Here is an 18,768-nt window from a genome sequence, read left to right as displayed (position 1 = left end):
TCACCGGGTGGGCGCGGACGGTTTCGAACCGCCGACATCTGCCTTGTAAGGGCAGGTGTCCTCGGCTGGGCCCCCTGCCGGGTGAGGCTGTCGCCTGCGGCGATCGACGCAAGGGCGCAGGTGAGAGGCTCGCGTTCGACCTTCCACTCGTAGCGTTGCCGTTGGCGGCACGTTGGGGCTACGTCGCCAATGCGGTCCTGACACCGGGGGGCGTCTCCTAAATCTCCCCTAAATGATCTACGCGTTTGTGCTGGTCAGGCGGCACAGGCGACCCCTCACACCTCCTGGTGCGAGGGGTCGCCCCGAGTGCCGAGTGGCCACCGAGGGGGGGCTAGCCATTCGGTGGCGCCCGGCACGCTCATTGGTGTGACCGTCACCTATGTCTAGTGGATGTACAGGTTCCGGGTCAGTCACCCATTCGGGTGAACACGTGTTCGATTCAGGACCGTACCCCGAGCCCTGCGGCATATGCCAGACCGCCACAGGGCTGCGAGAGTTTCATGATCACAAAATGCCCGGTAAACCGGGCTGACTTATGATCATCTTCGGCAGACCGTTTGTCGAGTGCCCAACCTGCCCGACGACGACGAGTGGCTCCTCCAGGAGCGCCGCGCCCTCGGTGACCGCATCCGCATCACCCGGATCAGACAAGATCGCACCCAGGAGAGCGTCTACCTCGCCGCCCGCATAGCCAGGTCGACATACCAGGAGATCGAAGGCGGAACAGCGGACGCCCGCATCGGGACCCTGATGCGTATCGCTCGCGTCCTCGGGGTGCACGTCACGGACCTCCTCCACGGCTGAACGGTCGTCAATAACAACAGGTTGTTGACGCTGGGACAAGTGTGTCCGCTACATCCGTCCGTGAACTCGGTGTACACCCCGAGTGAATTTGTTACAGTCCGCGCACCCTCTGGCCAGCGCTTCTCGCTCAGCGAGGCAACTGGCGGGGCGTCAAGCCCTCAGCCGCCGGCGCCGCGGAGTCGGCGGTACGCCTCGTCCCCCTGCGCCTGGTACGCGCTCCATAGGCGTTCGGATGCGTCGCATCGGCCGCTGTCGATGTTGCGGCATTGGGGGCACTCGCTGGTGTGGGTGACGTAGCGGCTCCAGGCTTCCTGGAGAGGGCTGAGGCGAGCCATGGATGCGATGACGGGCGGCCGGGTTACGCGCGCGGGTGGTTGGTCCTTAGGCTCGTCCACGTCGGCGCTCCGTCCGTCGGCCACGCCCCCGGACCGGTCGCACGGTCGCGGGGGTCTTCACTGCGGTATACCGCAGTAGACCGTACTTTACTGCGGTCGCGCGGTGTACTGCGGTTATCTAGCGTCGATCGTGTGAGTGTGGATCTTGACCGGACGCGGCCCGTCTGGCGGCAGGTAGCGGCGATAGTCGCCGAGCGGATCGCCGACGGCACCTACCCGGCCGGGGCGAGGGTTCCCTCGGTCGTGGAGCTGTCGACCGAGTTCTCGATTGCCGCGTCGACGGTGCAGAAGGTGTTCGCCCATCTCAAGGCCGAGGGGCTCATTCGGACGGAGGTCGGCCTCGGGTCGTTCGTCGCCGACCAGCCGCCTGTCGCTGAGGGCTGACTGCTGTCGTACCCCCGCTCTAGACTGCTCAGCATGCCTCCCACTCCCCCGCTTGATGGTCGCGTGCGGCCTGCCGCTGTGGTGAATGAGGAGATCCGCGCTCTCGTTGCGCGGGCTGGTGGATGGCTGTACGGGGAGACCCGAGCCAGGTACGAGGTGCTGGTGGCCGAGTGGGCGGTCGCTGTGGCGGCGGAGCGGGTCGACGTCGTCGAGGCCGCGTAGGATCCGGCCGTGGCTATCGAACTCCCCGATGATCTGATCGCGCTGGAGCGTTCCGCCTGGGAGGCCATCCAGGCCGGGCGGTTGACCCTCGACGAGGCGCGGGCCGTACACGCGGCCGTGGCCGCGTTCGCAACGTCTGCGGGCCTGCGGCGGATGGATGTCGAGCTGGCGCTCAAGGATCAAGTCCGGTACGCGGCGGCGGCCTGAGACTTCGTGCGCCCCGCTCTCCCGTCGCTGTCCCCGGTTGGGGTCGGGAGTGCGGGGCGGGCGCGTGCAGCCATGCAGCGCGGATAGATGCCGTCAGCGTAACTGCGGGCACTGACAACGCGGCGAGGTGAGAGGTGTCCCTCGCCGACGGGGGTTCAGCGAGGGACGCGGTCAGTCTGGCAGGCGGTCCGTCTCTTCGGGCCAGGACGCGAGGACCCGCTGCTCCTCCTCGTCGGTGAGGACGATGCGGGCGCCGGCGACGTCGGAGTACTCGCCGACCCAGCGCGTGAACTTGCGGTCCGCGACCTGGCGGTTGCCCCACCAGCCGTGCATGGCGGGCCGGTCGCCGGTCGACAGGGTGAGGTGGTAGCGCTGGTCGTTCACGAGGTCAGCGTGCCATGGGCGGCATCCCGGCGGTCGCCTCACGTGCACCCCTGAGATACATTCGAACATGTGAACGATAGCAATGCGGAGGAGGTTCCACTCCCGGTACCCGCACACCCCCCGGCCTGGCGCGACAGCTACTTCCGCCGGAGCGGTCTATGGGCGCGATGGCGGGCCGGTGATCGCCCACAGTCCAGCGAGGTCCTCGCCTGGTGCGAGCTGGCCGGCCGCGAGCGGGCCGTGCTCGTGTACGTCGGCCTACACCAACCGGGCGGCGGCCGTCTCGGCTGGTTCCGGACTGCTGGCATGGATCTGGAGTGCCTCTCCCCCACGGTCACTGCGGCGGCCGAGCATGACCCTTGCGACGGCGACGCCTCCCCCGCCGACCATGGAGCACTGAAAGGCGACCCGCAGATCACCCGCTTCGAGCCAGCCCGCGACTGCGAAGTCCGAATCGGCGGCACCTGGCATCCGGCACGGATGATCCGCCGCTACGCGTGGCTCGATGGGCAGGTCACGGTCGTCGTCTGGCCGCGCCTGTGGGAGCCCGACTGGCAGACGAGCATCCGCTACCACCGGCACTACCAGTGGGATTCCCGCACCATCCAGTCCCGCACCGCATGAGAGCACGATCATGACCGACAGACCGCCGTCCCGTCTCGAACTGCTTGCCTTCGCCGAACGCGTCGCGGTCTTGCACTTGGAGCAGATCCGCCGCTGGAAGGCCGCCGAAGAGCGCAGAGAGACCGAGCGGCGCCGCGGCGAGCAGGCCCGTCCTACCCCGCCGGACTGGCTGGTCGAAATGAGCCTCAACCCAGCCGCGCCCCCGGTGTACGTGCACGTTGGGGACTGCTGGAGCGCCGGGAAGCGCAGTCGACCACTCCGTCGGGAACAGGCGATCAGGGCCCTTGCGGACGGCGTGACAGCCTGCCCGCAGTGCAGACCGGACACCGCCCTCCAGGTGCTGGAGTAGCCGTCACGCGCTCCTGGGCTTCCGGGCCGCCTTCTTGGCGGTCTTCTTCGTGGTCCGCTTCTTCGGCATGTCGTGCACGGTCGCGTCGCGTCTCGATTCCCGGGCGCGGGTTACGGACTGCTCCAGGGCCGCCATCAGGTCCACTACGCCGCCAGGCTGCTCCGGCTCCTCTTCTGCCGCGGTGGGTGGTTCCTTGCCTTCGAGTTTGGCTTCGATGACCTTCTCCAGGGCCGTCCTGTACTCGTCACGGAAGCCGCTCAGGTCGTCGACCTCCAGCTCGTGAAGAAGCTGGACGGCCTCACCGATCTCGGCAGCGGATACCTCGGTCGGCGTGGGTGCCAGTTCCTCCGGCGAGCGGATCTCGTCGGGCCATTTCATGGCGTGAAGGACGATGACTCCGCCCTTGACCCGCAGGAGGCCAAGGCGTTCCCGGTCGTGCCACGAGAACTTGGCGACCGCGACCTTGGCGTTGCGCTCCAGCGCCCGGCGCAGCAGCACATACGGTTTCGCCGCGACCTGCCCGTCGGCCTCCAGGTAGTAGCCCTGTCCGATGCGGATCGGGTCGATGCTGTCGGCGGGTACGAACGCCTCGATCTCGATGGCCTTGGCGGTGGGCAGTGGCATGGAGTCGAGTTCGTCGTCGGTGACCTCCACCAGCTCCCCCTCGGTGGTCTCGTATCCGCGTCCGATCTCGTCGGTATCGAGGGTCTTCCCGTCCAGCTCGCACACCTTCTTCACGCGGACGCGCGCCATGTCGGGGAGGTGGTACTGGTGGAAGGCGATGCTGCGGTTCTCGGTCGCGGCCTCGACGCGGATCGGGATGGTGACCAGGCCGAAACTGATCGCGCCGGACCAGATGCTGGGCATGGGCTACCTCCAGACGCCCCCTGGTCAGGGTACGAGCACCCCACCCGCCATGCACGGCGCCGAGGACCTCGGGCCGGGAACCCGCAAAGATCTCCAGGGCCGAAGGGGCATGACTGCTGCACCTCGCCCTGGAGTCGAGTGACCGTCACTACCGGATTACGCGCCCGTCTTACATGCTTCGAACATATCGGAGGCGCGGAACGTATTCGGCGCGGAGCGCTCGGGCGGGTGGTGCAGTTGGATCTGGCTTTCTCCTGGCCATCATGCCGTCGGATACCTCCACAAGCAGGGGGCCCACGGCCTTCGCGAAGCCGCGCGCCATGGCCGCCCGGCCGACGAGATCCGACATGGTCCGGGTCCGACGGTCGATCTCGGTGCGGCGGGTCCTCACATAGTGCACCAGGGCCGCACCGGCCGCACCGGGTGACGTCCCGTCGGGCAGCGCGTTCGAGGCGGGATCGATCCCGCTGAAGGAATGGAAATCGTGGGGATAGACCCCGTTGATGGCATGGAACGTGAACTGGCGAAGGGATCCGTGGGGTTGGACGGCTCCCACGTGAAACTCGACGGCCCTCATCGCAACCAGGCCCGCGAAGGCGATAGTGCCGGTGACAAGGCGGGTGTGACCGGTGCCCCGTCCAGAGGCCCAGATCCGCCGCTCGGCTTCCTCGCCGACGCGTTCCCAGCCGGGCTCCATCCCGCCTGCCAAGAAGCAGCCTGTCATCAGGAACTGTCGGCTCGTCTCGAACACGCTGCGTCCCCGGGGTCCGGGGTCCTGGCACCCCTGGGCCCAGTGGGGAAGGTCCGTGAGGCGCGGTACGTCGTACATCAGCACGTCGGGGATCACCGGTCCGCCTCCCGGTCCGGGCCGTCGCCGTCCGGCTGGGCCATCGCCCGCGACGACGGCGGTCGGCGGTCGCTGCGCGCTCGGGTGAGGGTGTCCGGGTCGAGGAATCCGGCGGCCGACGGCCCTTCGGTCCGGTACCGGGTGATCTGGTCGGCGACTTCACCCAGGACTTGCGCCAGGGTCTCGCGTTGGGTGCGGCTGTCGTCCGTCTCCCGCCAGTCCTCCTGGAGGACCGCAGTGGGACGGGTGGAGTCTGCGGCCTGCTGGCGCAGTTCCATGGTGAGGGCCCAGTACCCGAGGTCGGTCCACTCGGTTGCGCGGACCCGCTCGGCCACCTTCCGCAGCAGCCCGGCGCGCAGGTCGTCCGAGGTGAAGGTCCGCCCGGTTCCCTGCGGTCGGGGGATTCTGGCGAGGGACGCGTCGATGTCGTCCGCGAGGGTGTCCAGGTAGTCGGCGTACTCGTCCCAGTCCAGGTCGTCGTTGTGGTCCTGGTCCAGGACGGGAATCTCTTCCCTGTCCCTGGCCCGATAGAGGGTCTGCCGTGTCAGGCCGGTGGCGCGCTGGGCGTTCGTGATGCCGCCGTGCCCGGTGAGGGGTCCGAGGAGTGCCCCTTTGACCAGGGGGTCTCGTTTCGCCATGAGGAGCCGGTACTCCTCGCCCCATTGGATCAGTGCGTCGAAGGCGGCTTCGGGTCCGTCGAGATGGGGTGCGGGATCAGGTGCCATACCCACACCCTAGCAAGAAATGGATGATGGTAGACACTTGAAATGGATGACGTCATACGATTCTATGGATTGAGCGTCGCCCTTACGCACCTTAAGAAACCGCCCCCACCCCGCCCGTCCGACGAGGAGGACCCCACCATGAACGTCACCACCACCACCGACCTAACCGACTACTACCAGCAGGGCTGGGAGATCACCCTGGAGATCTCGGCCCGCTCGGCCCACCTGGCCTGGTCGCCCGAGGGCCTGGTCGACCCCGAGACCTTCCCTATCCGCGTCACCCGCCACCCCCTGACGAAGAAGCAGATCAACGAGATCGTCAAGACCGTCAAGACGTTCGAAGACCTCGCGCTCATCACCGGGGCGAATTGGACCTACCTGCACAGCCAGAGCCGTTGGGGCTGGGAGGCGGACGAGGACGTCGAAGCCGCGCTCGACAGCCTCCGGGACCGCATCGAGCAGATCGTCTGACGACCATCGTGATGGCACTGCATGCCCAGTGGCGTCCGCCCCATCACAACGCCTACAAATCGCGACCAGGACAGAGCGGCCAAACCCCCACCACCCCGACGCCACTGGCGCTATGTTGCCTCCCTCACTGCACATTTGGGGGTCGCCGTGAAGCCCGTCTGGGTCCTACTCGCCATCCTGTTCACCTGCCTCGCCCTCGGCGGGCTGATGGGCTTCACGAAACGCGGCGACCCGTTTGACCTCATCATCACGGCAGGGCTCGGTGCGGCGGCCATCGGATGTTGGAGCCGCGTCAAAGCGAAGTCGTCCAGCAGCTAACACACTGGCGCCCGCCCCGAGTTGGGCCGGGCGCTGTGTCTCCGGGGGCCTCAACCCGCACGGCGTGACTCCCTCAATCGGGCGCCGCATGGCGGGAGGGATCCAGTCACCTGGTTCCGACCTGATCCCGGCAGACGTGGCCCGCCCGGCTATCCACCGACAGGTTCTCGGGTGCCGAGGTTCCCCAAGGCAGACGAGCGAGGCCAACGCCAGGATGTCAGACGGCGGTTACGGGGCGGGCTCGTACTCCACGTCCTGCTGTCCACACCCGTCCGCCAGTTGTACGAGCGCGGCCCGTTCGCGGTCATCGACCGACAGGCTCCAGCGGAGTTTCGTCGCCACCCAGTCCGCCGTGTACGTGCAGCGCGCGTCCGCGAGCGGCGGCAGCCACTCCGCCGGATCCTGGTCGGCCTTGCTGCGGTTCGTGCGTGCCGTCACCGCCACCAGCGACCGGTCGGCGTCCAGGTCGTTCGCGTAAGCCTCGCGTCGGGCCGCCGTCCAGCCGCTCGCTCCCGAGTCCCAGGCTTCAGCCAGGGGCACCATGTGGTCGATGTCCAGGCCGCCCGGAGCCGTCACGGACACGCCGTCGTAGTACGAGTACCACTCCCCCGCCGTGACCTTGCAGCGCGGCTCAATCGTCGGCGCCACCCGGGACTCGGCGATCAGCACCTCGGCGCGGGTGTTGCACCCGTTGCGGTCCGCATCGGTCCAGTGGTTGAACAGGTCCCGCTCGTACCCGGCGCGGGACTCGGCGGCCAACGGCAGCGAATCCACCGCAGCGGCGATCGGCAACGTAACGGAGGCCGGAGCCTGTTCGGCAACAGCCGGCGAGGCGGACAAGGGCAGGGCGAGGAGGGCGGCAACTGCCGCGATACGGAGCATGATCCGGTTCTAGTGCGGTCGACGGCCGACCCGCCCGGGGTCCTGGCGCGCGTCACCCGGGTGAGGGGAATCGTCGTACCGGCAGACGACAGCCCCGCCTCGACGGGGAACGCGAGGCGGGGCCAGATGTAGCTCTCAGTGGAGGTTACGGCGGTTTGCCTCGCGACGAATCCAGACTGCCAGTTGGGTCGTCTGTTCGGCTTGCTCCCTTTGCTCCCCGACTAGATGGCCTGGGAGTTGGCGGGGCTGGCCATCGGGCTCCAGGAAGAGGTCCGCTTTAAGAGGCAGCGGAAGGACGTTGGCGCCGTCGTAGCAATCTTGCCAGCCGATGTGATGCCCAGTCGGCGGGCAGTAGATGTCGGCATGGGTTGCGGCGAGGCGGTGGTGGGTTTTCTCTCCGCCGAGGTCGGTCTCGTGCGGCTCGGGCAGGTGACGAGCGATAAACTTGGCGGCGTTAACGCGGCCTATGGGCATGAGTCCTCCCAGACTCAAATACGGTCGATCAGCCCCGACCGCGGCAGGCCCCGCGCCTGCCCCCAAGGTAGGGCACGATCAGCCTTCTGTCTCAGGCGCCTCCCCCTGCTCCGGCTGGAGGCGTCCCGCGAGCTTGGCGGCGAGCGCGTAGGCGGGGTGGTTGTCGAGGGTCGACGGGGCGATGGCACGCGGCTCCGCCCATCCGCGCCGAGGGTCGAAGTAGCGCAGACGGATGCCGAGGATCCGTGCCGGCGGTCGCTCTCGGTACCGGCGGAACAGGCCGTTGTCGTGAGGCTCCAAGCTGTTGCAGCTCCGGCAGAGCAGCCCCCGGACGAGGCCGGTCTCATGGTCGTGATCCATGACTAGACGTGCATCCCGGAATCCACAGGCAGCGCACCGGCTGGCGTGCCAAGAGATGAGGACGAATCGGGGATCCGTATCGTCAAGAGGGGGCGACGCCCACGTCCAGCATGCGGGGGTTCGAGCATCGAGGCGCTCCGTATGGCGGCGCTCAACTTCGGCGAATCCAGCGTCACGGATCTCGCGCAGAGGTGCGGGCAAGTGGGTGCCGCAGCGCTGAGGATTCCCAGGGGTGCCGTGAGGCCAGCGACTGGCCTCCCCTTGGCACGCCTTGCCAGACTTCGTGGTTGCTGTGCAGCGACTGGTCACAAGATCCCCTCGCTCGCTGCGTCGGTCCACTTGTCGGCCTCGCGGATGTAGCCCCAGAACGCTGGGCTGTTCTCGGCGTGGCCGGACTGTTCGCGGATCTTCTCTTCGCGCTTCCCGGCCCTGCGGGATGCGGTGATGAATCCGGCTCGCATGCTGTGGCCGGTCAGGCGGACGGCGACGCCTGCGCGTTCGGCGTTGCGGGCGATGATGTCGCGGACGGCTTCGGCGGTGAGGTGTCGGTCGGCGATGTGGCCCCAGACGTCGATGGCGCGGAAGGCGGCGCCGGTGGTGATGCCGCTGGCGGCTTTCCAGGTGGACCATGCTCGCACTGGGCAGAGGTCGGGGTTCTTGCCGGAGATGACGACGACTTCGCGGGCGGGCCTTCCCTTGACGCCGGGGACGCGGACTTTGAGACCCTGGCTGTGGAGGGTGATGCCTTCGGCTCGGAGGGCGGCGACTTCGGCGGAGCGTCCGGCGATGAAGAAGGCCATGAGCCAGAGGGCGCGGTCGCGGAGTCCGGTGAGGCTGTCTGGTACGGCGGCGGCCATCTGTTTGAGCTGTTCGGGGGTGGCGGCCTTGGCGGCGCCCCGGCCGCGCGCGATGCGGTCTTCGTCGTTCTTAAGCGGCTTGAGGGCTTTGCGTGCGGCGACGGTGGCTTCCTTCGGCACCTCGACTCCGTGTTCGCGTCGCGCGGTGACGGTGACTCCGGTGATGCGTCGGTCGATGGACGTGGGTGCGGCGAGCTTGATCGTGTCGAGCCAGACGACGAAGCCGACGAGCGTGCCCTTGGTGACGGCCGTCAACGGCATGTGGTGGCCGGTACGTTCGGCGAGCCAGGCGTGGAACTCCTTCCAGAGATCCCAGTCATTCTCGTAGCCGCGCTTCGTGTTCTTGGGGATGAGGCTGTCAAGGTGCTGCTCGGCTGCCTCTTCCATGGCGTGGAGGACAGCGAGCGTCGCAGCGTCGTAGACGGCGGGGGTGGCGTCCGCCTGATGCGGGATGAGGTCACCGCTCATCGCTCGCCCTCCGTCCCGTGCTCGCCGGGGCACTGAAAGAGGACTTCCAGGCGCATGAACGTGTGCGAGGGGTGCCGCTTCGTATAGCCGCAGCGCCGCTGCTCGCCCTCCTGCCGGACAGAGACGGCTTCGTAGTGCTGAACCCAGAGCGTCCTGGTGTTCGGCGTGGACCAGGCGAGGCGCTCACCGCAGGAGCAGGCCACGGAAGCGCCTTGGCCGCCCTCGTTGTCGGTCTGCGGCGTGTGCTCCCCCAGGACGCCCACGTGGGTGGGGCACAGGTGGAGCCGGAAGCGGCCGTGTGATCGGAGGGACCGGACATCCAGAGCCCGCAGCAGGGTCCGGCCCGCCTTTGCTGACGGCAGCGGAGCGTGCGACTGGTGGGTGATGCTGTCGATCGTCGTCCAGCCGACGGGGGCATCGTCGGTCTCGGAGAGGGCGGACAGCGTGCAGTGGGCTGCGTCGCACCGGAAGCGGTACGTGCGCAGGACTTCGACGGTCATGCGACGGCCTCCAGTTGCTCCCACGTCCACGGGGTGTGCGTCGTGTGGCGCCGTTCCCGACCGCAGGCCCGGCAGTACGACGGCCGGTAGTTCACCAGGGGGACGAACGCGTGCAGAGGCTTCAGCCAGTGGCCTTCGACTTGCAGGTGGTCGCCTCGATGCTGGCCGCAGCGGTCGCAGATCCAGTAGCCGTCCGAGCCATCGGATTGGACGGGGCCTTCGCGGAACCAGTGGTCGGCGATCAGCGGGGACCGGGCGCTCACGCCACCCTCCGCGTCTTCAGCGGCCAGGACCAGCCCGTGCGAGCACGGTGCTTCCCGTTGTGGCCGGTTGGCAACTGGCAGGGGCGGGGGGCGTACTGGGACGGCACCAGATTCACGGGACCGCCCACGCTGCCGCACTCGACCTCGTCAGGAGATGCGAAGTCGCGGAACCAGTCCATGTGCAGGACCGTGCTGGAGTCGTCGTTGTAGCACTCGTGCATGGCGCAGCAGCCATCAAGTTCGCACTCAGTGCACTCGTCAAGGCGCCACGGGTCGACCTTCCCCAAGCATGGAGAGTCGAGGACGGACGTCCACATCAACTGGTCATCGGCCATGGCTAATTGTACCAATTTTTCGCCCGCGATATTGCATGTTATCGAGGGTGGCACTGATCAACTGGCAGCGCTCAAGGGAACGTTATGCGCTAGTCAATCGACTCCGCCTCGACTGTAGCGAATGCTACATGTAGCGTTCGATGCATGACGAGGGAAGAGATGCGCGCAGCCACCGAACAACTCCTCAGCCACTATCGACAGATCGCCGACGGCCGCGACCGCATGGTGCGTGACGCCACAACCGTCGGAGTCACCAAGAACCGCATCCACACCCTCACCGGCATCGCCCGCACAACCATCGACCGCATCCTGGAGGACACCATGACCATCGCTCTCGTCTCCGCCGAGTCCGGCGATCGCATGCCTGGGCACGAACTCGCCGACCCTGACTGCCCGGAGATCCCCGGCCTCCTTGACCGCCCGGACGTCGAAGCCTTCATGGAGGAGAACGGGTACGGCCCGGATAACCCTGACGAGTTGATGTACCTAGTCACCGAGGATGACCTTGACAGCATCCCGGACGGATTCCCCACCCTGACGATCCGTCTACCGAAGGCGGCATGATCCACGACGCACCGAGCCCGGCCCGAGGTTAGCGGGCCGGGCTCAGGCATGCGCGAGGCTACACGGCGGAGGGCCGTTGCCCGTCGGCTCCGGCCCTCCTATCCACTCGCCGCAGCGCACACCGGGCCGTGGACGCGTCCGGCGCGCGGGCTTCTCGGGCCGGCGGCTGCCCCCAGGGTACGGCGAACCCGCCCCCGACCCCCTGCCGTTACTGCGGCGGGGGGGTCGGGGGCGGCGATGTGTCAAGTCACCCCAGAGCGCGGGGAATCACGGGTTACCCTCCGGCGCATGAGCATCCCTTGGGCCGACATTGCCACCTTCTCCACGGCCGCCCTGAGCGCGGTCGCGACGGCCGGCGCGTGGTTTGCCGCGCACCGTTCCACGAAGACCGCGGAGACCTTGGCTCGTATCGAGCGGGATCGGCGACATGAGGAGCGGCGTCCGCAGTTTGCGTTGACGCTTGGCGGCCCGAACCGGGAGTACTCCACGCTGGACGTGCAGTTGGTAGGGCCGGATGAACTCGGCGAGGTCGAGATCGTGAGCATCCGCGTCGATGACGACGACAGGGATCGTTCCCGCCTCACGCCGAGCAGCGCGACGCGTGAGCAGTTGGACAACCACGTGTGGGGCCCTTTCCGCTTCACGCCCCGAACGGATGGAGCGGACGAGTATGGCCGCGCCGTGGCCTCGTTCCGCCTCAAGGTGGGACGGGGGCGTCCCTTTCAGATGGATCGGACCCGCCCTGGAACGTGGATGACAGGGAGGACCATGGACCACTGGCAGGAGGAGTACCTCGGGTACCCCGTGCGCCTCGTCCTCACGTGCCGGGTCGGCGACGAGGAGTGGGTACTGGCCCGCCGACTGCCGAACGAGCCCTGGTAGGTGGCCTGCTGACCGTCGCGGAGTCACGGATCAATCACGGCGTTCACGTCTTCTTTACGAGTGGACTACCGTAACCGGCCTGTATCAGCATCACTCGGGGGGAATCCGTGCGTACCCGTACTACCGTCTCGGCTGCCGTTCTCATGCTCGCCGCTGCTCTCACCGCCTGCGGTAGCAGCGCCGACACCAACACCGCCGACAAGCCGGCCACTTCGAAGACGCCGAAGGCTGAGGAGACCTTCGACTGTATGGCGGAAGAGGTGAGTCAGGCCGACTGGACGAAGTACTGCTCCGGTGAGGGTGCCGGGACCGGTGGGGACGGCACCGTAGGCGCGGAGGTGTTGAAGTTCGGCAAGTCGTACACGTGGCCGGACGGCCTGAAGGTCACGGTCGTTGAGGCGAAGCGGTTCACCGACTACGACGCGGACCTGTACGAGTCTGCGGAGCCGGGCAAGACGGACTTCCGGCTGAACCTGAAGATCGAGAACACGGGCAAGGCGTCAGTAGATCTCGGTGATCTGTCGACGATTATCGAGGGTGCGACGGATGGCGGTGAGGCCGCGTCGACCGCGTTCGAGAATGGGGCGTCGCCGCTGGAGGGCAGGCTTGCTCCGGGCCGCACGGTGACGAAGACCGACGACAACGTGCTGGAGACCCGCTACGGCAAGAAGATCGTGGTCACGGTGCAGCGCATCAGCGACGCCCTCGACCTGGAGTTCCCCGAGTTCGAGGGCGAGATCAGGTAGCCCCCGGCCTGCGGCCTCGGTCTACGTGTACTGCCGGCGCGTCGGGTCGAGCCCCGCGGCCTGCGGGCTGCCCGGTGTCGTGCTGGGGTCGGGGGCGCCGTTCTTGCGGCAGATGAGGGCGTCCGGGTCGTATGAGGGGGCCCGTAGCGTGTAGCCGTCGGGGCAGGTCTGTCCGTCGCGGCCGTTCGCTCCGGCGGGTCCTGGTGGTCCGGCGGGGCCGGTAGGGCCGGCGGGTCCCGTCACCCCTTGCGCTCCGGGTGGGCCTGTCACTCCGGTATTGCCGGGGGCTCCGTCTGCTCCGTTCTGACCGGATGGTCCGGTCGGGCCGGGTGTGCCTGGCGCTCCGGATGGGCCGGTCGCTCCACGGGGGCCGGGGATCGGTACGGGGACGGTGGTTCGTGCAGGCAGGTCGTCGACCGCGCGCGTCGGGTCCGGTGCGACCGGTGTCCGTCCCTCCGCCTTGATCTGTTCGCGCAGCGCGCGGACGTCCCCTGCGAGGGTCGACACTGCGGTGCCGCGTAGGTCTGCTTCGCGGGCGACCTCGGCGCGCGCGTCTGCTTCCCGGTGGATGAGGAGGAGCGATAGGGCGACGCCGCCGCCGAGTGTGAGGAGGATGGCGGTGAGGATGAGCAGGCGGCGGTTGCGGTACAAGACCATCTCGGTGCGGGTCATGGTGTCCCCCCGAGCTGTTGCACCATCAGCCGCAGTCGTGCGGATTCCAGGCGTTCGGTCGCCAGCTCGGCCCGCACGGCTGCGAGGTCGCTGCGTAGCTCCTGCCTCTCCTCCTGGAGTTGGTCCGTCAGGCTGTTGAAGCCGTTCACCGCGTTGCCCTCCCGGGCTGCCCTGGTTGCGCCGCGGTTGCCGTGCATGACGCCCCACGCGGCCAGGGGCCCGCCGATCAGTGCTGCGATCGCCGTCACCATGGCCGCGTCCACGCCACCACCGTCCCCTCGGCATGTTCACGGGGCAGGGTCAGGCGTCCGTGGTCGGCTGCTTGTTGGGCACGGCGTAGGTGATGCCCCACGCGCCTAGGACAGCCAGCGCGATGGTGACGCTCTCGCCGGTGTCGAGGGCGCCGTCCTGTATCGCGGTGACGGCTGCTGCGGATCCGGCCGCGATACCGGCGATGAGCGACTTGGCGATGCTGGAGATCTTCATGGGGTTCTCGATTCTCAGACGGGCTGCGCGAGTTGGCGGCAGCCGATGACGGTTCCGGAGGCGTTGCGGACTTCGCGGTACGGGACGAGGAGGTCGTCGCGGCCACGTGGCACGAGGGACAGGGCAACGACGAGGGACACGACGTACCGATAGCCGTCCCGCTTGGGAGGCAGGTCGTGGGCGTGGCCGTACTCGACGAGTTCGATGCTGTCGCCCTGGGTGCCGAGTTCGATCATTGCGAGGCGGGCGGGCGTCCCCTCGGGTTCGATGACCTTGCGCAGGTGCGGCTCAAGGTCGTCGATGCCGTCCTCCCGCTCGGCGGCGTACAGGCGGATCGGGTGCGGGGTCAGGTTGAGGATCACGCGATCACCGTGAAGCCGTGCTTCGCGCCGAGGCGGGTGAGGGAGTCCTTGCCGGGGATGCCGTCCGCAGCCGTGCCCCGGTAGCCGAGGCGGCGCTGCCACTGCGCATATGCCGTGACGGTGACCGAGCCGAAGTGCCCGTCGCTGTAGGGCCGGGCGAGCAGGCCCTCATCGACGAGGGCGGCTTCCACCGCGAGAGTTCCCGAGTAGGTGACTGGGGTGCCCTTCCGGCTGGGGTCGGTGCGGGCCGCCGCGATCAGCTTGGACAGATCGACCGAGGGCTTCTTTGGGGGCGGCGGCGGGGCGGTGGGCTTCGTCTTCCCGAGACGCTTCGCGACCCGGTCCTGCATCGAGGTCATGGTGAAGCCCTTGGGGTCGATCTTTCCGGGCTGCCATTGCAGGTGGCCCAGCACGGATCGCTCGGACCATCCGTGGCGTCGGCAGAGCGCCGCCGCCACCCGCTCGATCGCCAGGAGTTGAGCCTCCGGCCATGGGTCTTTGCCGTCGCCGAGGTTCTCGCATTCGAAGCCGTAGAACGCCCGGTTCCCGTCGACCGTGGCTTCGTCGTCGGTGGGTAGCGGGCGTTCGGCGATGATCGCGGCCAGGACGTCTGGGTCGCCGAGCCCTGCATGGTTGGCGCGGCCGTAGCCGACGAGGTGGACACGCCCGTCCTTGGCGATGACGCCGTGGCACAGCGGGCCGGGCAGTGAGGCGTATCCCTCGCGGCAGATCTGGACTGTGCGGGAAGTCCCCTTGGTGACGGTGTGATGGATCATCACGCCGTGCACGGGGCCCCACGGGCCCTTGTGGTTGCGGTTGTGGTCGCGCCAGTTGCCGACCTCGACGACGGTGACGCCCTCCGCCTTGAGGGCGTCCAGGAAACTGCTCGCGGATAGAGGTGCGGCCATGATGCCTCCTGCTGGTCCTTGCCGGGGTACCCACACCGACGCTTGACCTTTGAATCATAGGCCACAGCATCCACATCACCTACGTTTCCAAGGTGATGGTCTATGCTCCGGGTGGGGTCCCGTCACCGGTTCAGACCCCTTGCGGCGGGCCCGGCTGTGCGGGTCCGGCCCGCCGCCACCCGCACCCAACCGCACCCGGAGACCGCCATGAGCGAGAACACTGACCCCATCTCCATGCCTGCCGTCGAGATCAGTCGACTAGTGAGCGTCCACCGCGAGAGCGACGAACGCTTCGTGCTGTCGGGCGACCGTCAGTCCAGCCTGACGATCAATGGCGCGCGGCTTGCGGTAAGCCGCGAGCATCAGGTGACCTTCGAGCCCTTCGGCCCTGGCATTCACGGAGGGCATCTGACGCTCACGCTCAACTGCGACCGCCTCTCGATTGATGGCGAAGAAATTGGCTACGCCATCGACGGCGTGTGGCTCCTCGGCGAAGCTGGCGACCAGTCATGACTGTCGTTCAGGGTCGTTGCCCCGCCTGTGGCGGCAGCAGTTTGTTCCTCGGTGATGGCGGGCACGTCACCTGCTCCCGGATCGACTGCCCCGCACCCGATACCGCTGACGGTCTCCTTCACGGCGGCGGGACCGCGCTCGTTCAGGCGCTCGGCGGCGGCCGGAAGGCCGTCGTGGTAGCGCACACTCTGCACTTCCACGGTCATTCGCTTGCCGACGTGCGCCGGATGACGGACGAGGAACTGCTTGCGGTGCCTGGCATCGGCGAGACGTCACTCGCCCGCATCCGGCGGGCGTTCCCGGAACCCAAATCCGGCCCGGACTGCGTCGCCCTCAACACCTTGCAGCTCATCTTCACGCGCTGGAAGAACGCCGGGCATGAGCCCTCGAACGACGAATTGCTAGCGCTAGTCGACACGGCGCGAACCGTGGTGAAGCCCGAGCCGTCCGACCCAACGGAGTGTTCCGGGGAAGCCGGGACCTGCCCCGAACACGGTCACCACGACCGCAGCCTCAAGCAGTCCGGCGAGTCGGAGGCGGACGAACTGGCCAGGCTGCGTGAGGGGCTGCACAAGTTCCGCTACGCCCTCGACTCCCGCGCTGGCCGCGAGACCACGACCGACTTCATCCGCGCGATGCTCAACTCGATGCTCACGGACCCGGGCGAGCCGTGCGACAGTGCCCAGCAGCACGCGCGGGCCGAAGCCGCCGAGGCCACGATCGCCCGGGTCCGTGCGGAGGTGGCCCGGATCCGCGCCGTGACGAGCACCTGGGAGCCTGTTGCGGATCTGATCGACGCCGCCCTCGACGGCACCGGCCGGGCGGCGACCGAGCCCCCCGCATCCCTGCCGACTGTCGGTACGGCGCGTATCGCAGTAGACGTGGAAGCGGTCGGGACCACCCGCTACTGGTGCGGCCTGGGCACCCCACTGCCCTCGATCGACAAGGCGAGGGCCCGCCCGCACGACGGGCGGGAGGTTGGCGATGTCTGACACTCCGGAGCAGGTAGTGGCCGCGAATGCGCGGCGGCTGCGGAAGGCTCTCGGCCTCAGCCAGGACCGTCTCGCGGCCCAACTCGCGGCGAGGAGTGGCCTGTCGCCGATGCCGGTGGGGGCGATCGAGAATGGACGCCGTCGTATCACCGTCAACGACATCGCCGTCCTCGCTGACGCGCTGGGTACGACCGTGGCGGGCCTCATGTCGGCCGACCCGGACGACGCGGCCATGCCCGCGCGGCGCGAGTACGACGTCACCCTGGACAACGGCGCTGTCGTGAGAGTCGCCTGCGACCGGGCCGAGATCGATCCGAGCGGTTGGCTTTGTCTCTACTACGGCGAGGAGCTGGCGTTTACGGCGCCCGGAGCCCGGGTCGTGTCCGTCCTCGCCGCCAGCAACAGAGCCGATCATGCCGCGTGACGAAGCACTCGACGCGATGCGACAGGTCGTAGCGCAAGCCTGCATGCAGACCCGGGACCTGATCACGCCGATCCTGGAGTCCGCCGAAGGCGTCAAAGCCGACATGGTCACACGGGGATGGAGCGCCGCCAACGCCGAAGCGGTCGCTGCGGCCTATGTGCAAGCCATGCTCAAGAGCAGCCTCGGAGGCGGCACATGAGCCGCCCGCCACGGAAGGTGGATGCCTCGCGATGACGACTGAAGAACCATTCGCCTGCCCCCGATGCGGGCAGAACTACCAGCCACACTGGCGCGATCGCACGGACCCAACAATCTGCCGCACCTGCGGGGAGCGGCGCGACGGGTTCTGTAACTGGGCCGACGAGCACCCCCAGCACCTCGACCAGCACCCATGCAGCACCAGCCAGGAAGAACCGGGCGATCCCTGCCGCTACTGCGCCAAGCCGGTTCCCCTCAACGGTGACCCCTGCCCGAACTGCTGGCAGACATTCGACGGCATGACCATCGCCGACATCAAGGCGGTGTTCGCCGCCGACGGAACGTTCAATGTCCGGCCGGTGATCGACCAATGACCCCACCGTGGTTGGCCCGCCAGACGGCGGACGACGTGGTGCACGCCGTGCCGCTGGACGACGTGATCGTGCACGAGTTCACGCCCGACTGCCCCTGCGGGCCCGCCCCCTATACAACCCCGGGCGGTGTGGTCCTCACCCACGCCAGCCTCGACGGCCGCGAACACCAGGAGGCGCCGTGAGCAGCACCTACTACGTCCTCTGCCTCTCCCACGACCCGGCGACCACGGCAGGCGAGTACCGCACGCCAGAGAAGGCAGCGGACGCTATCAAGGCGGGCATCGAAGGCCACCCCGCCTGTGATCTGCTGGTCGAGCACGTCTCTGGCGGGCCAGTCGAGATCGGCTGCCCTCCCCACTACTACCACCGCGATGTGGAGTGGGTGGACGTTGAATGGCTGCGACTCCTGGCACGCGCCTACGGCTCGACGGATCCGGGTGTTCTGGACGCCGTGCGGAAGGGCCGGTTCACCTGTTGGAGCCGCGACCGGCTCCACCGACTCCGTTACCCACTGGGCACGGATGAAGAACTGGAGGAACGGCCGTGAGCGACCAGCCTTGCCCGTTCTGCGAGATCAATACCGGTCGCGCGCCCGCCACGTTCGTGCACGAGTGGTCCGACACCATCGCGATCACCCCACTGAACCCCGTAGTCGACGGTCACACCCTCGTGATCCCTAAGAGGCACGTCCGCGACTTCGCGAGCGACCCATCCGTCTCTGCGGACACGATGCGGCGCGCAGCCCAGCTCATGCAGTGGATGGACCGGCCTATGAACCTCATCACCAGCCGGGGCCGCGAGGCCACGCAATCCGTGTTCCACCTCCACCTGCACCTCGTGCCCCGCGCCGCGAACGATGGCTTGGCGCTGCCCTGGTACAGCGGGAGGGGTAAGCCATGAGCGACAGTCAG

General features: G+C 68.0%; 36 protein-coding genes. 19 read left to right on the top strand and 17 right to left on the bottom strand.

The genetic code is table 11. The annotated features are described in order from the left end of the window. Nucleotides 1–564: 564 nt before the first annotated feature. Nucleotides 565–804 carry a helix-turn-helix domain-containing protein gene (locus ACFVT5_RS41530; protein ID WP_389899324.1) on the top strand — a complete coding sequence of 80 codons (240 nt, stop codon included), beginning with the start codon at nucleotides 565–567 and terminating at the stop codon, nucleotides 802–804. A gap of 158 nt (nucleotides 805–962) precedes the next feature. Here ACFVT5_RS41530 and ACFVT5_RS41525 read toward each other — a convergent pair whose 3' ends face one another. Then, nucleotides 963–1,139, bottom strand: coding sequence for a hypothetical protein (locus tag ACFVT5_RS41525; protein WP_389899323.1), 177 nt, complete (start codon nucleotides 1,137–1,139; stop codon nucleotides 963–965). Nucleotides 1,140–1,331: 192 nt separating this feature from the next. Between ACFVT5_RS41525 and ACFVT5_RS41520 the strand changes: the two genes are divergently transcribed. The 3 genes from ACFVT5_RS41520 to ACFVT5_RS41510 are packed head-to-tail and all read left to right on the top strand — an operon-like array spanning nucleotide 1,332 to nucleotide 2,012. After that, nucleotides 1,332–1,583: a GntR family transcriptional regulator gene (locus ACFVT5_RS41520; RefSeq protein ID WP_389899322.1), complete on the top strand. Its 252-nt coding sequence runs from the start codon at nucleotides 1,332–1,334 to the stop codon at nucleotides 1,581–1,583. Between the two features lie 33 nt (nucleotides 1,584–1,616). Next, nucleotides 1,617–1,805, top strand: coding sequence for a hypothetical protein (locus ACFVT5_RS41515; protein ID WP_389899320.1), 189 nt, complete (start codon nucleotides 1,617–1,619; stop codon nucleotides 1,803–1,805). A 9-nt stretch (nucleotides 1,806–1,814) separates the two neighbouring features. Then, nucleotides 1,815–2,012, top strand: a complete 198-nt coding sequence (locus ACFVT5_RS41510) for a hypothetical protein (protein ID WP_389899319.1) — start codon at nucleotides 1,815–1,817, stop codon at nucleotides 2,010–2,012. A 171-nt stretch (nucleotides 2,013–2,183) separates the two neighbouring features. Here the strand turns inward: ACFVT5_RS41510 and ACFVT5_RS41505 are convergent, their stop codons facing one another. Continuing rightward, nucleotides 2,184–2,396 (bottom strand): hypothetical protein, encoded by a 213-nt coding sequence (locus tag ACFVT5_RS41505; protein WP_389899317.1) that lies wholly within the window; start codon nucleotides 2,394–2,396, stop codon nucleotides 2,184–2,186. Between the two features lie 69 nt (nucleotides 2,397–2,465). Between ACFVT5_RS41505 and ACFVT5_RS41500 the strand changes: the two genes are divergently transcribed. Further along, nucleotides 2,466–3,020: a hypothetical protein gene (locus tag ACFVT5_RS41500; RefSeq protein WP_389899316.1), complete on the top strand. Its 555-nt coding sequence runs from the start codon at nucleotides 2,466–2,468 to the stop codon at nucleotides 3,018–3,020. Between the two features lie 10 nt (nucleotides 3,021–3,030). Further along, nucleotides 3,031–3,369: a DUF6233 domain-containing protein gene (locus ACFVT5_RS41495; RefSeq protein WP_389899314.1), complete on the top strand. Its 339-nt coding sequence runs from the start codon at nucleotides 3,031–3,033 to the stop codon at nucleotides 3,367–3,369. A 3-nt stretch (nucleotides 3,370–3,372) separates the two neighbouring features. On the opposite strand, the gene ACFVT5_RS41490 is transcribed toward ACFVT5_RS41495, so the two are convergent. The 3 genes from ACFVT5_RS41490 to ACFVT5_RS41480 form a co-directional block, all read right to left on the bottom strand. Further along, nucleotides 3,373–4,236 (bottom strand): Ku protein, encoded by an 864-nt coding sequence (locus ACFVT5_RS41490; RefSeq protein WP_389899312.1) that lies wholly within the window; start codon nucleotides 4,234–4,236, stop codon nucleotides 3,373–3,375. 169 nt (nucleotides 4,237–4,405) lie between these two features. Beyond that, the gene (locus tag ACFVT5_RS41485; protein WP_389899311.1) at nucleotides 4,406–4,987 is read right to left on the bottom strand and encodes a hypothetical protein; all 582 of its coding nucleotides are present in this window, start codon (nucleotides 4,985–4,987) and stop codon (nucleotides 4,406–4,408) included. Nucleotides 4,988–5,079: 92 nt separating this feature from the next. Next, nucleotides 5,080–5,808, bottom strand: coding sequence for a hypothetical protein (locus tag ACFVT5_RS41480; protein ID WP_389899310.1), 729 nt, complete (start codon nucleotides 5,806–5,808; stop codon nucleotides 5,080–5,082). A gap of 138 nt (nucleotides 5,809–5,946) precedes the next feature. On the opposite strand from ACFVT5_RS41480, the gene ACFVT5_RS41475 reads away from it, so the two are divergent. Both ACFVT5_RS41475 and ACFVT5_RS41470 read left to right on the top strand, forming a co-directional pair. Beyond that, the gene (locus ACFVT5_RS41475) at nucleotides 5,947–6,279 is read left to right on the top strand and encodes a hypothetical protein (RefSeq protein ID WP_389899309.1); all 333 of its coding nucleotides are present in this window, start codon (nucleotides 5,947–5,949) and stop codon (nucleotides 6,277–6,279) included. 147 nt (nucleotides 6,280–6,426) lie between these two features. Then, nucleotides 6,427–6,597, top strand: coding sequence for a hypothetical protein (locus ACFVT5_RS41470; protein ID WP_389899308.1), 171 nt, complete (start codon nucleotides 6,427–6,429; stop codon nucleotides 6,595–6,597). A 228-nt stretch (nucleotides 6,598–6,825) separates the two neighbouring features. On the opposite strand, the gene ACFVT5_RS41465 is transcribed toward ACFVT5_RS41470, so the two are convergent. From ACFVT5_RS41465 to ACFVT5_RS41435, 7 genes are all read right to left on the bottom strand, one after another. Beyond that, the gene (locus ACFVT5_RS41465; protein ID WP_389899306.1) at nucleotides 6,826–7,479 is read right to left on the bottom strand and encodes an HNH endonuclease family protein; all 654 of its coding nucleotides are present in this window, start codon (nucleotides 7,477–7,479) and stop codon (nucleotides 6,826–6,828) included. A gap of 135 nt (nucleotides 7,480–7,614) precedes the next feature. Further along, nucleotides 7,615–7,953, bottom strand: a complete 339-nt coding sequence (locus ACFVT5_RS41460) for a hypothetical protein (RefSeq protein WP_389899304.1) — start codon at nucleotides 7,951–7,953, stop codon at nucleotides 7,615–7,617. A gap of 78 nt (nucleotides 7,954–8,031) precedes the next feature. Beyond that, nucleotides 8,032–8,622 (bottom strand): endonuclease domain-containing protein, encoded by a 591-nt coding sequence (locus ACFVT5_RS41455; RefSeq protein ID WP_389899302.1) that lies wholly within the window; start codon nucleotides 8,620–8,622, stop codon nucleotides 8,032–8,034. Next, on the bottom strand, nucleotides 8,619–9,638 hold the full coding sequence (locus ACFVT5_RS41450; protein WP_389899301.1) for a tyrosine-type recombinase/integrase: 1,020 nt from the start codon (nucleotides 9,636–9,638) through the stop codon (nucleotides 8,619–8,621). The genes ACFVT5_RS41455 and ACFVT5_RS41450 overlap by 4 nt, the downstream gene beginning before the upstream one ends. Then, nucleotides 9,635–10,138 carry a hypothetical protein gene (locus ACFVT5_RS41445; protein WP_389899299.1) on the bottom strand — a complete coding sequence of 168 codons (504 nt, stop codon included), beginning with the start codon at nucleotides 10,136–10,138 and terminating at the stop codon, nucleotides 9,635–9,637. The genes ACFVT5_RS41450 and ACFVT5_RS41445 overlap by 4 nt, the downstream gene beginning before the upstream one ends. Then, nucleotides 10,135–10,401: a hypothetical protein gene (locus ACFVT5_RS41440; protein WP_389899297.1), complete on the bottom strand. Its 267-nt coding sequence runs from the start codon at nucleotides 10,399–10,401 to the stop codon at nucleotides 10,135–10,137. Before ACFVT5_RS41440 ends, ACFVT5_RS41445 begins: the two co-directional genes overlap by 4 nt. After that, nucleotides 10,398–10,736 carry a hypothetical protein gene (locus ACFVT5_RS41435; protein ID WP_389899296.1) on the bottom strand — a complete coding sequence of 113 codons (339 nt, stop codon included), beginning with the start codon at nucleotides 10,734–10,736 and terminating at the stop codon, nucleotides 10,398–10,400. Before ACFVT5_RS41435 ends, ACFVT5_RS41440 begins: the two co-directional genes overlap by 4 nt. A gap of 144 nt (nucleotides 10,737–10,880) precedes the next feature. Between ACFVT5_RS41435 and ACFVT5_RS41430 the strand changes: the two genes are divergently transcribed. The 3 genes from ACFVT5_RS41430 to ACFVT5_RS41420 all read left to right on the top strand — a co-directional run bounded on the left by ACFVT5_RS41430 (nucleotide 10,881) and on the right by ACFVT5_RS41420 (nucleotide 12,928). Beyond that, nucleotides 10,881–11,300 carry a hypothetical protein gene (locus ACFVT5_RS41430; protein WP_389899295.1) on the top strand — a complete coding sequence of 140 codons (420 nt, stop codon included), beginning with the start codon at nucleotides 10,881–10,883 and terminating at the stop codon, nucleotides 11,298–11,300. A 288-nt stretch (nucleotides 11,301–11,588) separates the two neighbouring features. Then, nucleotides 11,589–12,182, top strand: coding sequence for a hypothetical protein (locus ACFVT5_RS41425; RefSeq protein ID WP_389899293.1), 594 nt, complete (start codon nucleotides 11,589–11,591; stop codon nucleotides 12,180–12,182). Between the two features lie 107 nt (nucleotides 12,183–12,289). Beyond that, nucleotides 12,290–12,928: a hypothetical protein gene (locus tag ACFVT5_RS41420; protein ID WP_389899291.1), complete on the top strand. Its 639-nt coding sequence runs from the start codon at nucleotides 12,290–12,292 to the stop codon at nucleotides 12,926–12,928. A 21-nt stretch (nucleotides 12,929–12,949) separates the two neighbouring features. Here the strand turns inward: ACFVT5_RS41420 and ACFVT5_RS41415 are convergent, their stop codons facing one another. From ACFVT5_RS41415 to ACFVT5_RS41395, 5 genes are read right to left on the bottom strand one after another with little or no spacing between them, the layout of a single operon-like run. Continuing rightward, the gene (locus tag ACFVT5_RS41415; protein WP_389899290.1) at nucleotides 12,950–13,600 is read right to left on the bottom strand and encodes a collagen-like protein; all 651 of its coding nucleotides are present in this window, start codon (nucleotides 13,598–13,600) and stop codon (nucleotides 12,950–12,952) included. Further along, nucleotides 13,597–13,863, bottom strand: coding sequence for a hypothetical protein (locus ACFVT5_RS41410; RefSeq protein ID WP_389899289.1), 267 nt, complete (start codon nucleotides 13,861–13,863; stop codon nucleotides 13,597–13,599). The genes ACFVT5_RS41415 and ACFVT5_RS41410 overlap by 4 nt, the downstream gene beginning before the upstream one ends. 37 nt (nucleotides 13,864–13,900) lie before the next feature. Continuing rightward, complete coding sequence (locus ACFVT5_RS41405; RefSeq protein ID WP_389899287.1) at nucleotides 13,901–14,086, bottom strand: hypothetical protein; 186 nt, start codon at nucleotides 14,084–14,086, stop codon at nucleotides 13,901–13,903. Between the two features lie 14 nt (nucleotides 14,087–14,100). Then, nucleotides 14,101–14,448 (bottom strand): hypothetical protein, encoded by a 348-nt coding sequence (locus ACFVT5_RS41400; RefSeq protein ID WP_389899285.1) that lies wholly within the window; start codon nucleotides 14,446–14,448, stop codon nucleotides 14,101–14,103. Beyond that, complete coding sequence (locus ACFVT5_RS41395) at nucleotides 14,445–15,356, bottom strand: N-acetylmuramoyl-L-alanine amidase (RefSeq protein ID WP_389899283.1); 912 nt, start codon at nucleotides 15,354–15,356, stop codon at nucleotides 14,445–14,447. Before ACFVT5_RS41395 ends, ACFVT5_RS41400 begins: the two co-directional genes overlap by 4 nt. Nucleotides 15,357–15,563: 207 nt before the next feature. On the opposite strand from ACFVT5_RS41395, the gene ACFVT5_RS41390 reads away from it, so the two are divergent. The 8 genes from ACFVT5_RS41390 (at nucleotide 15,564) to ACFVT5_RS41355 (ending at nucleotide 18,757) form a co-directional block, all read left to right on the top strand. Continuing rightward, nucleotides 15,564–15,869 (top strand): hypothetical protein, encoded by a 306-nt coding sequence (locus tag ACFVT5_RS41390; RefSeq protein WP_389899282.1) that lies wholly within the window; start codon nucleotides 15,564–15,566, stop codon nucleotides 15,867–15,869. Between the two features lie 218 nt (nucleotides 15,870–16,087). After that, entirely contained in the window at nucleotides 16,088–16,861 is a 774-nt protein-coding gene (locus ACFVT5_RS41385) for a hypothetical protein (RefSeq protein ID WP_389899281.1), read from the top strand. Beyond that, entirely contained in the window at nucleotides 16,854–17,285 is a 432-nt protein-coding gene (locus tag ACFVT5_RS41380) for a helix-turn-helix domain-containing protein (RefSeq protein WP_389899280.1), read from the top strand. Before ACFVT5_RS41385 ends, ACFVT5_RS41380 begins: the two co-directional genes overlap by 8 nt. Beyond that, nucleotides 17,275–17,484, top strand: coding sequence for a hypothetical protein (locus ACFVT5_RS41375; protein ID WP_389899278.1), 210 nt, complete (start codon nucleotides 17,275–17,277; stop codon nucleotides 17,482–17,484). Before ACFVT5_RS41380 ends, ACFVT5_RS41375 begins: the two co-directional genes overlap by 11 nt. Before the next feature lie 31 nt (nucleotides 17,485–17,515). Next, nucleotides 17,516–17,857, top strand: coding sequence for a hypothetical protein (locus ACFVT5_RS41370; protein ID WP_389899276.1), 342 nt, complete (start codon nucleotides 17,516–17,518; stop codon nucleotides 17,855–17,857). Further along, the gene (locus ACFVT5_RS41365; RefSeq protein ID WP_389899274.1) at nucleotides 17,854–18,039 is read left to right on the top strand and encodes a hypothetical protein; all 186 of its coding nucleotides are present in this window, start codon (nucleotides 17,854–17,856) and stop codon (nucleotides 18,037–18,039) included. Before ACFVT5_RS41370 ends, ACFVT5_RS41365 begins: the two co-directional genes overlap by 4 nt. Continuing rightward, nucleotides 18,036–18,404: a hypothetical protein gene (locus ACFVT5_RS41360; RefSeq protein ID WP_389899272.1), complete on the top strand. Its 369-nt coding sequence runs from the start codon at nucleotides 18,036–18,038 to the stop codon at nucleotides 18,402–18,404. Before ACFVT5_RS41365 ends, ACFVT5_RS41360 begins: the two co-directional genes overlap by 4 nt. Continuing rightward, nucleotides 18,401–18,757 carry an HIT family protein gene (locus ACFVT5_RS41355; RefSeq protein WP_389899270.1) on the top strand — a complete coding sequence of 119 codons (357 nt, stop codon included), beginning with the start codon at nucleotides 18,401–18,403 and terminating at the stop codon, nucleotides 18,755–18,757. The genes ACFVT5_RS41360 and ACFVT5_RS41355 overlap by 4 nt, the downstream gene beginning before the upstream one ends. The last annotated feature ends 11 nt before the right edge of the window (nucleotides 18,758–18,768 follow it).

This window comes from Streptomyces sp. NPDC058001, assembly GCF_042886315.1.
Taxonomy (GTDB): Bacteria; Actinomycetota; Actinomycetes; order Streptomycetales; family Streptomycetaceae; genus Streptomyces.
This window is presented reverse-complemented; position numbering and strand designations above follow the sequence as displayed.

Bases quoted from the DNA above. Each gene is read 5' to 3' on its own strand.
- ACFVT5_RS41525 (WP_389899323.1), bottom strand. From the start codon at position 1,139: ATGGCTCGCCTCAGCCCTCTCCAGGAAGCCTGGAGCCGCTACGTCACC.
- ACFVT5_RS41515 (WP_389899320.1), top strand. From the start codon at position 1,617: ATGCCTCCCACTCCCCCGCTTGATGGTCGCGTGCGGCCTGCCGCTGTG.
- ACFVT5_RS41495 (WP_389899314.1), top strand. From the start codon at position 3,031: ATGACCGACAGACCGCCGTCCCGTCTCGAACTGCTTGCCTTCGCCGAA.
- ACFVT5_RS41490 (WP_389899312.1), bottom strand. From the start codon at position 4,236: ATGCCCAGCATCTGGTCCGGCGCGATCAGTTTCGGCCTGGTCACCATC.
- ACFVT5_RS41480 (WP_389899310.1), bottom strand. From the start codon at position 5,808: ATGGCACCTGATCCCGCACCCCATCTCGACGGACCCGAAGCCGCCTTC.
- ACFVT5_RS41475 (WP_389899309.1), top strand. From the start codon at position 5,947: ATGAACGTCACCACCACCACCGACCTAACCGACTACTACCAGCAGGGC.
- ACFVT5_RS41465 (WP_389899306.1), bottom strand. From the start codon at position 7,479: ATGCTCCGTATCGCGGCAGTTGCCGCCCTCCTCGCCCTGCCCTTGTCC.
- ACFVT5_RS41460 (WP_389899304.1), bottom strand. From the start codon at position 7,953: ATGCCCATAGGCCGCGTTAACGCCGCCAAGTTTATCGCTCGTCACCTG.
- ACFVT5_RS41450 (WP_389899301.1), bottom strand. From the start codon at position 9,638: ATGAGCGGTGACCTCATCCCGCATCAGGCGGACGCCACCCCCGCCGTC.
- ACFVT5_RS41445 (WP_389899299.1), bottom strand. From the start codon at position 10,138: ATGACCGTCGAAGTCCTGCGCACGTACCGCTTCCGGTGCGACGCAGCC.
- ACFVT5_RS41435 (WP_389899296.1), bottom strand. From the start codon at position 10,736: ATGGCCGATGACCAGTTGATGTGGACGTCCGTCCTCGACTCTCCATGC.
- ACFVT5_RS41430 (WP_389899295.1), top strand. From the start codon at position 10,881: ATGACGAGGGAAGAGATGCGCGCAGCCACCGAACAACTCCTCAGCCAC.
- ACFVT5_RS41425 (WP_389899293.1), top strand. From the start codon at position 11,589: ATGAGCATCCCTTGGGCCGACATTGCCACCTTCTCCACGGCCGCCCTG.
- ACFVT5_RS41415 (WP_389899290.1), bottom strand. From the start codon at position 13,600: ATGACCCGCACCGAGATGGTCTTGTACCGCAACCGCCGCCTGCTCATC.
- ACFVT5_RS41405 (WP_389899287.1), bottom strand. From the start codon at position 14,086: ATGAAGATCTCCAGCATCGCCAAGTCGCTCATCGCCGGTATCGCGGCC.
- ACFVT5_RS41395 (WP_389899283.1), bottom strand. From the start codon at position 15,356: ATGGCCGCACCTCTATCCGCGAGCAGTTTCCTGGACGCCCTCAAGGCG.
- ACFVT5_RS41390 (WP_389899282.1), top strand. From the start codon at position 15,564: ATGAGCGAGAACACTGACCCCATCTCCATGCCTGCCGTCGAGATCAGT.
- ACFVT5_RS41380 (WP_389899280.1), top strand. From the start codon at position 16,854: ATGTCTGACACTCCGGAGCAGGTAGTGGCCGCGAATGCGCGGCGGCTG.
- ACFVT5_RS41375 (WP_389899278.1), top strand. From the start codon at position 17,275: ATGCCGCGTGACGAAGCACTCGACGCGATGCGACAGGTCGTAGCGCAA.
- ACFVT5_RS41370 (WP_389899276.1), top strand. From the start codon at position 17,516: ATGACGACTGAAGAACCATTCGCCTGCCCCCGATGCGGGCAGAACTAC.
- ACFVT5_RS41365 (WP_389899274.1), top strand. From the start codon at position 17,854: ATGACCCCACCGTGGTTGGCCCGCCAGACGGCGGACGACGTGGTGCAC.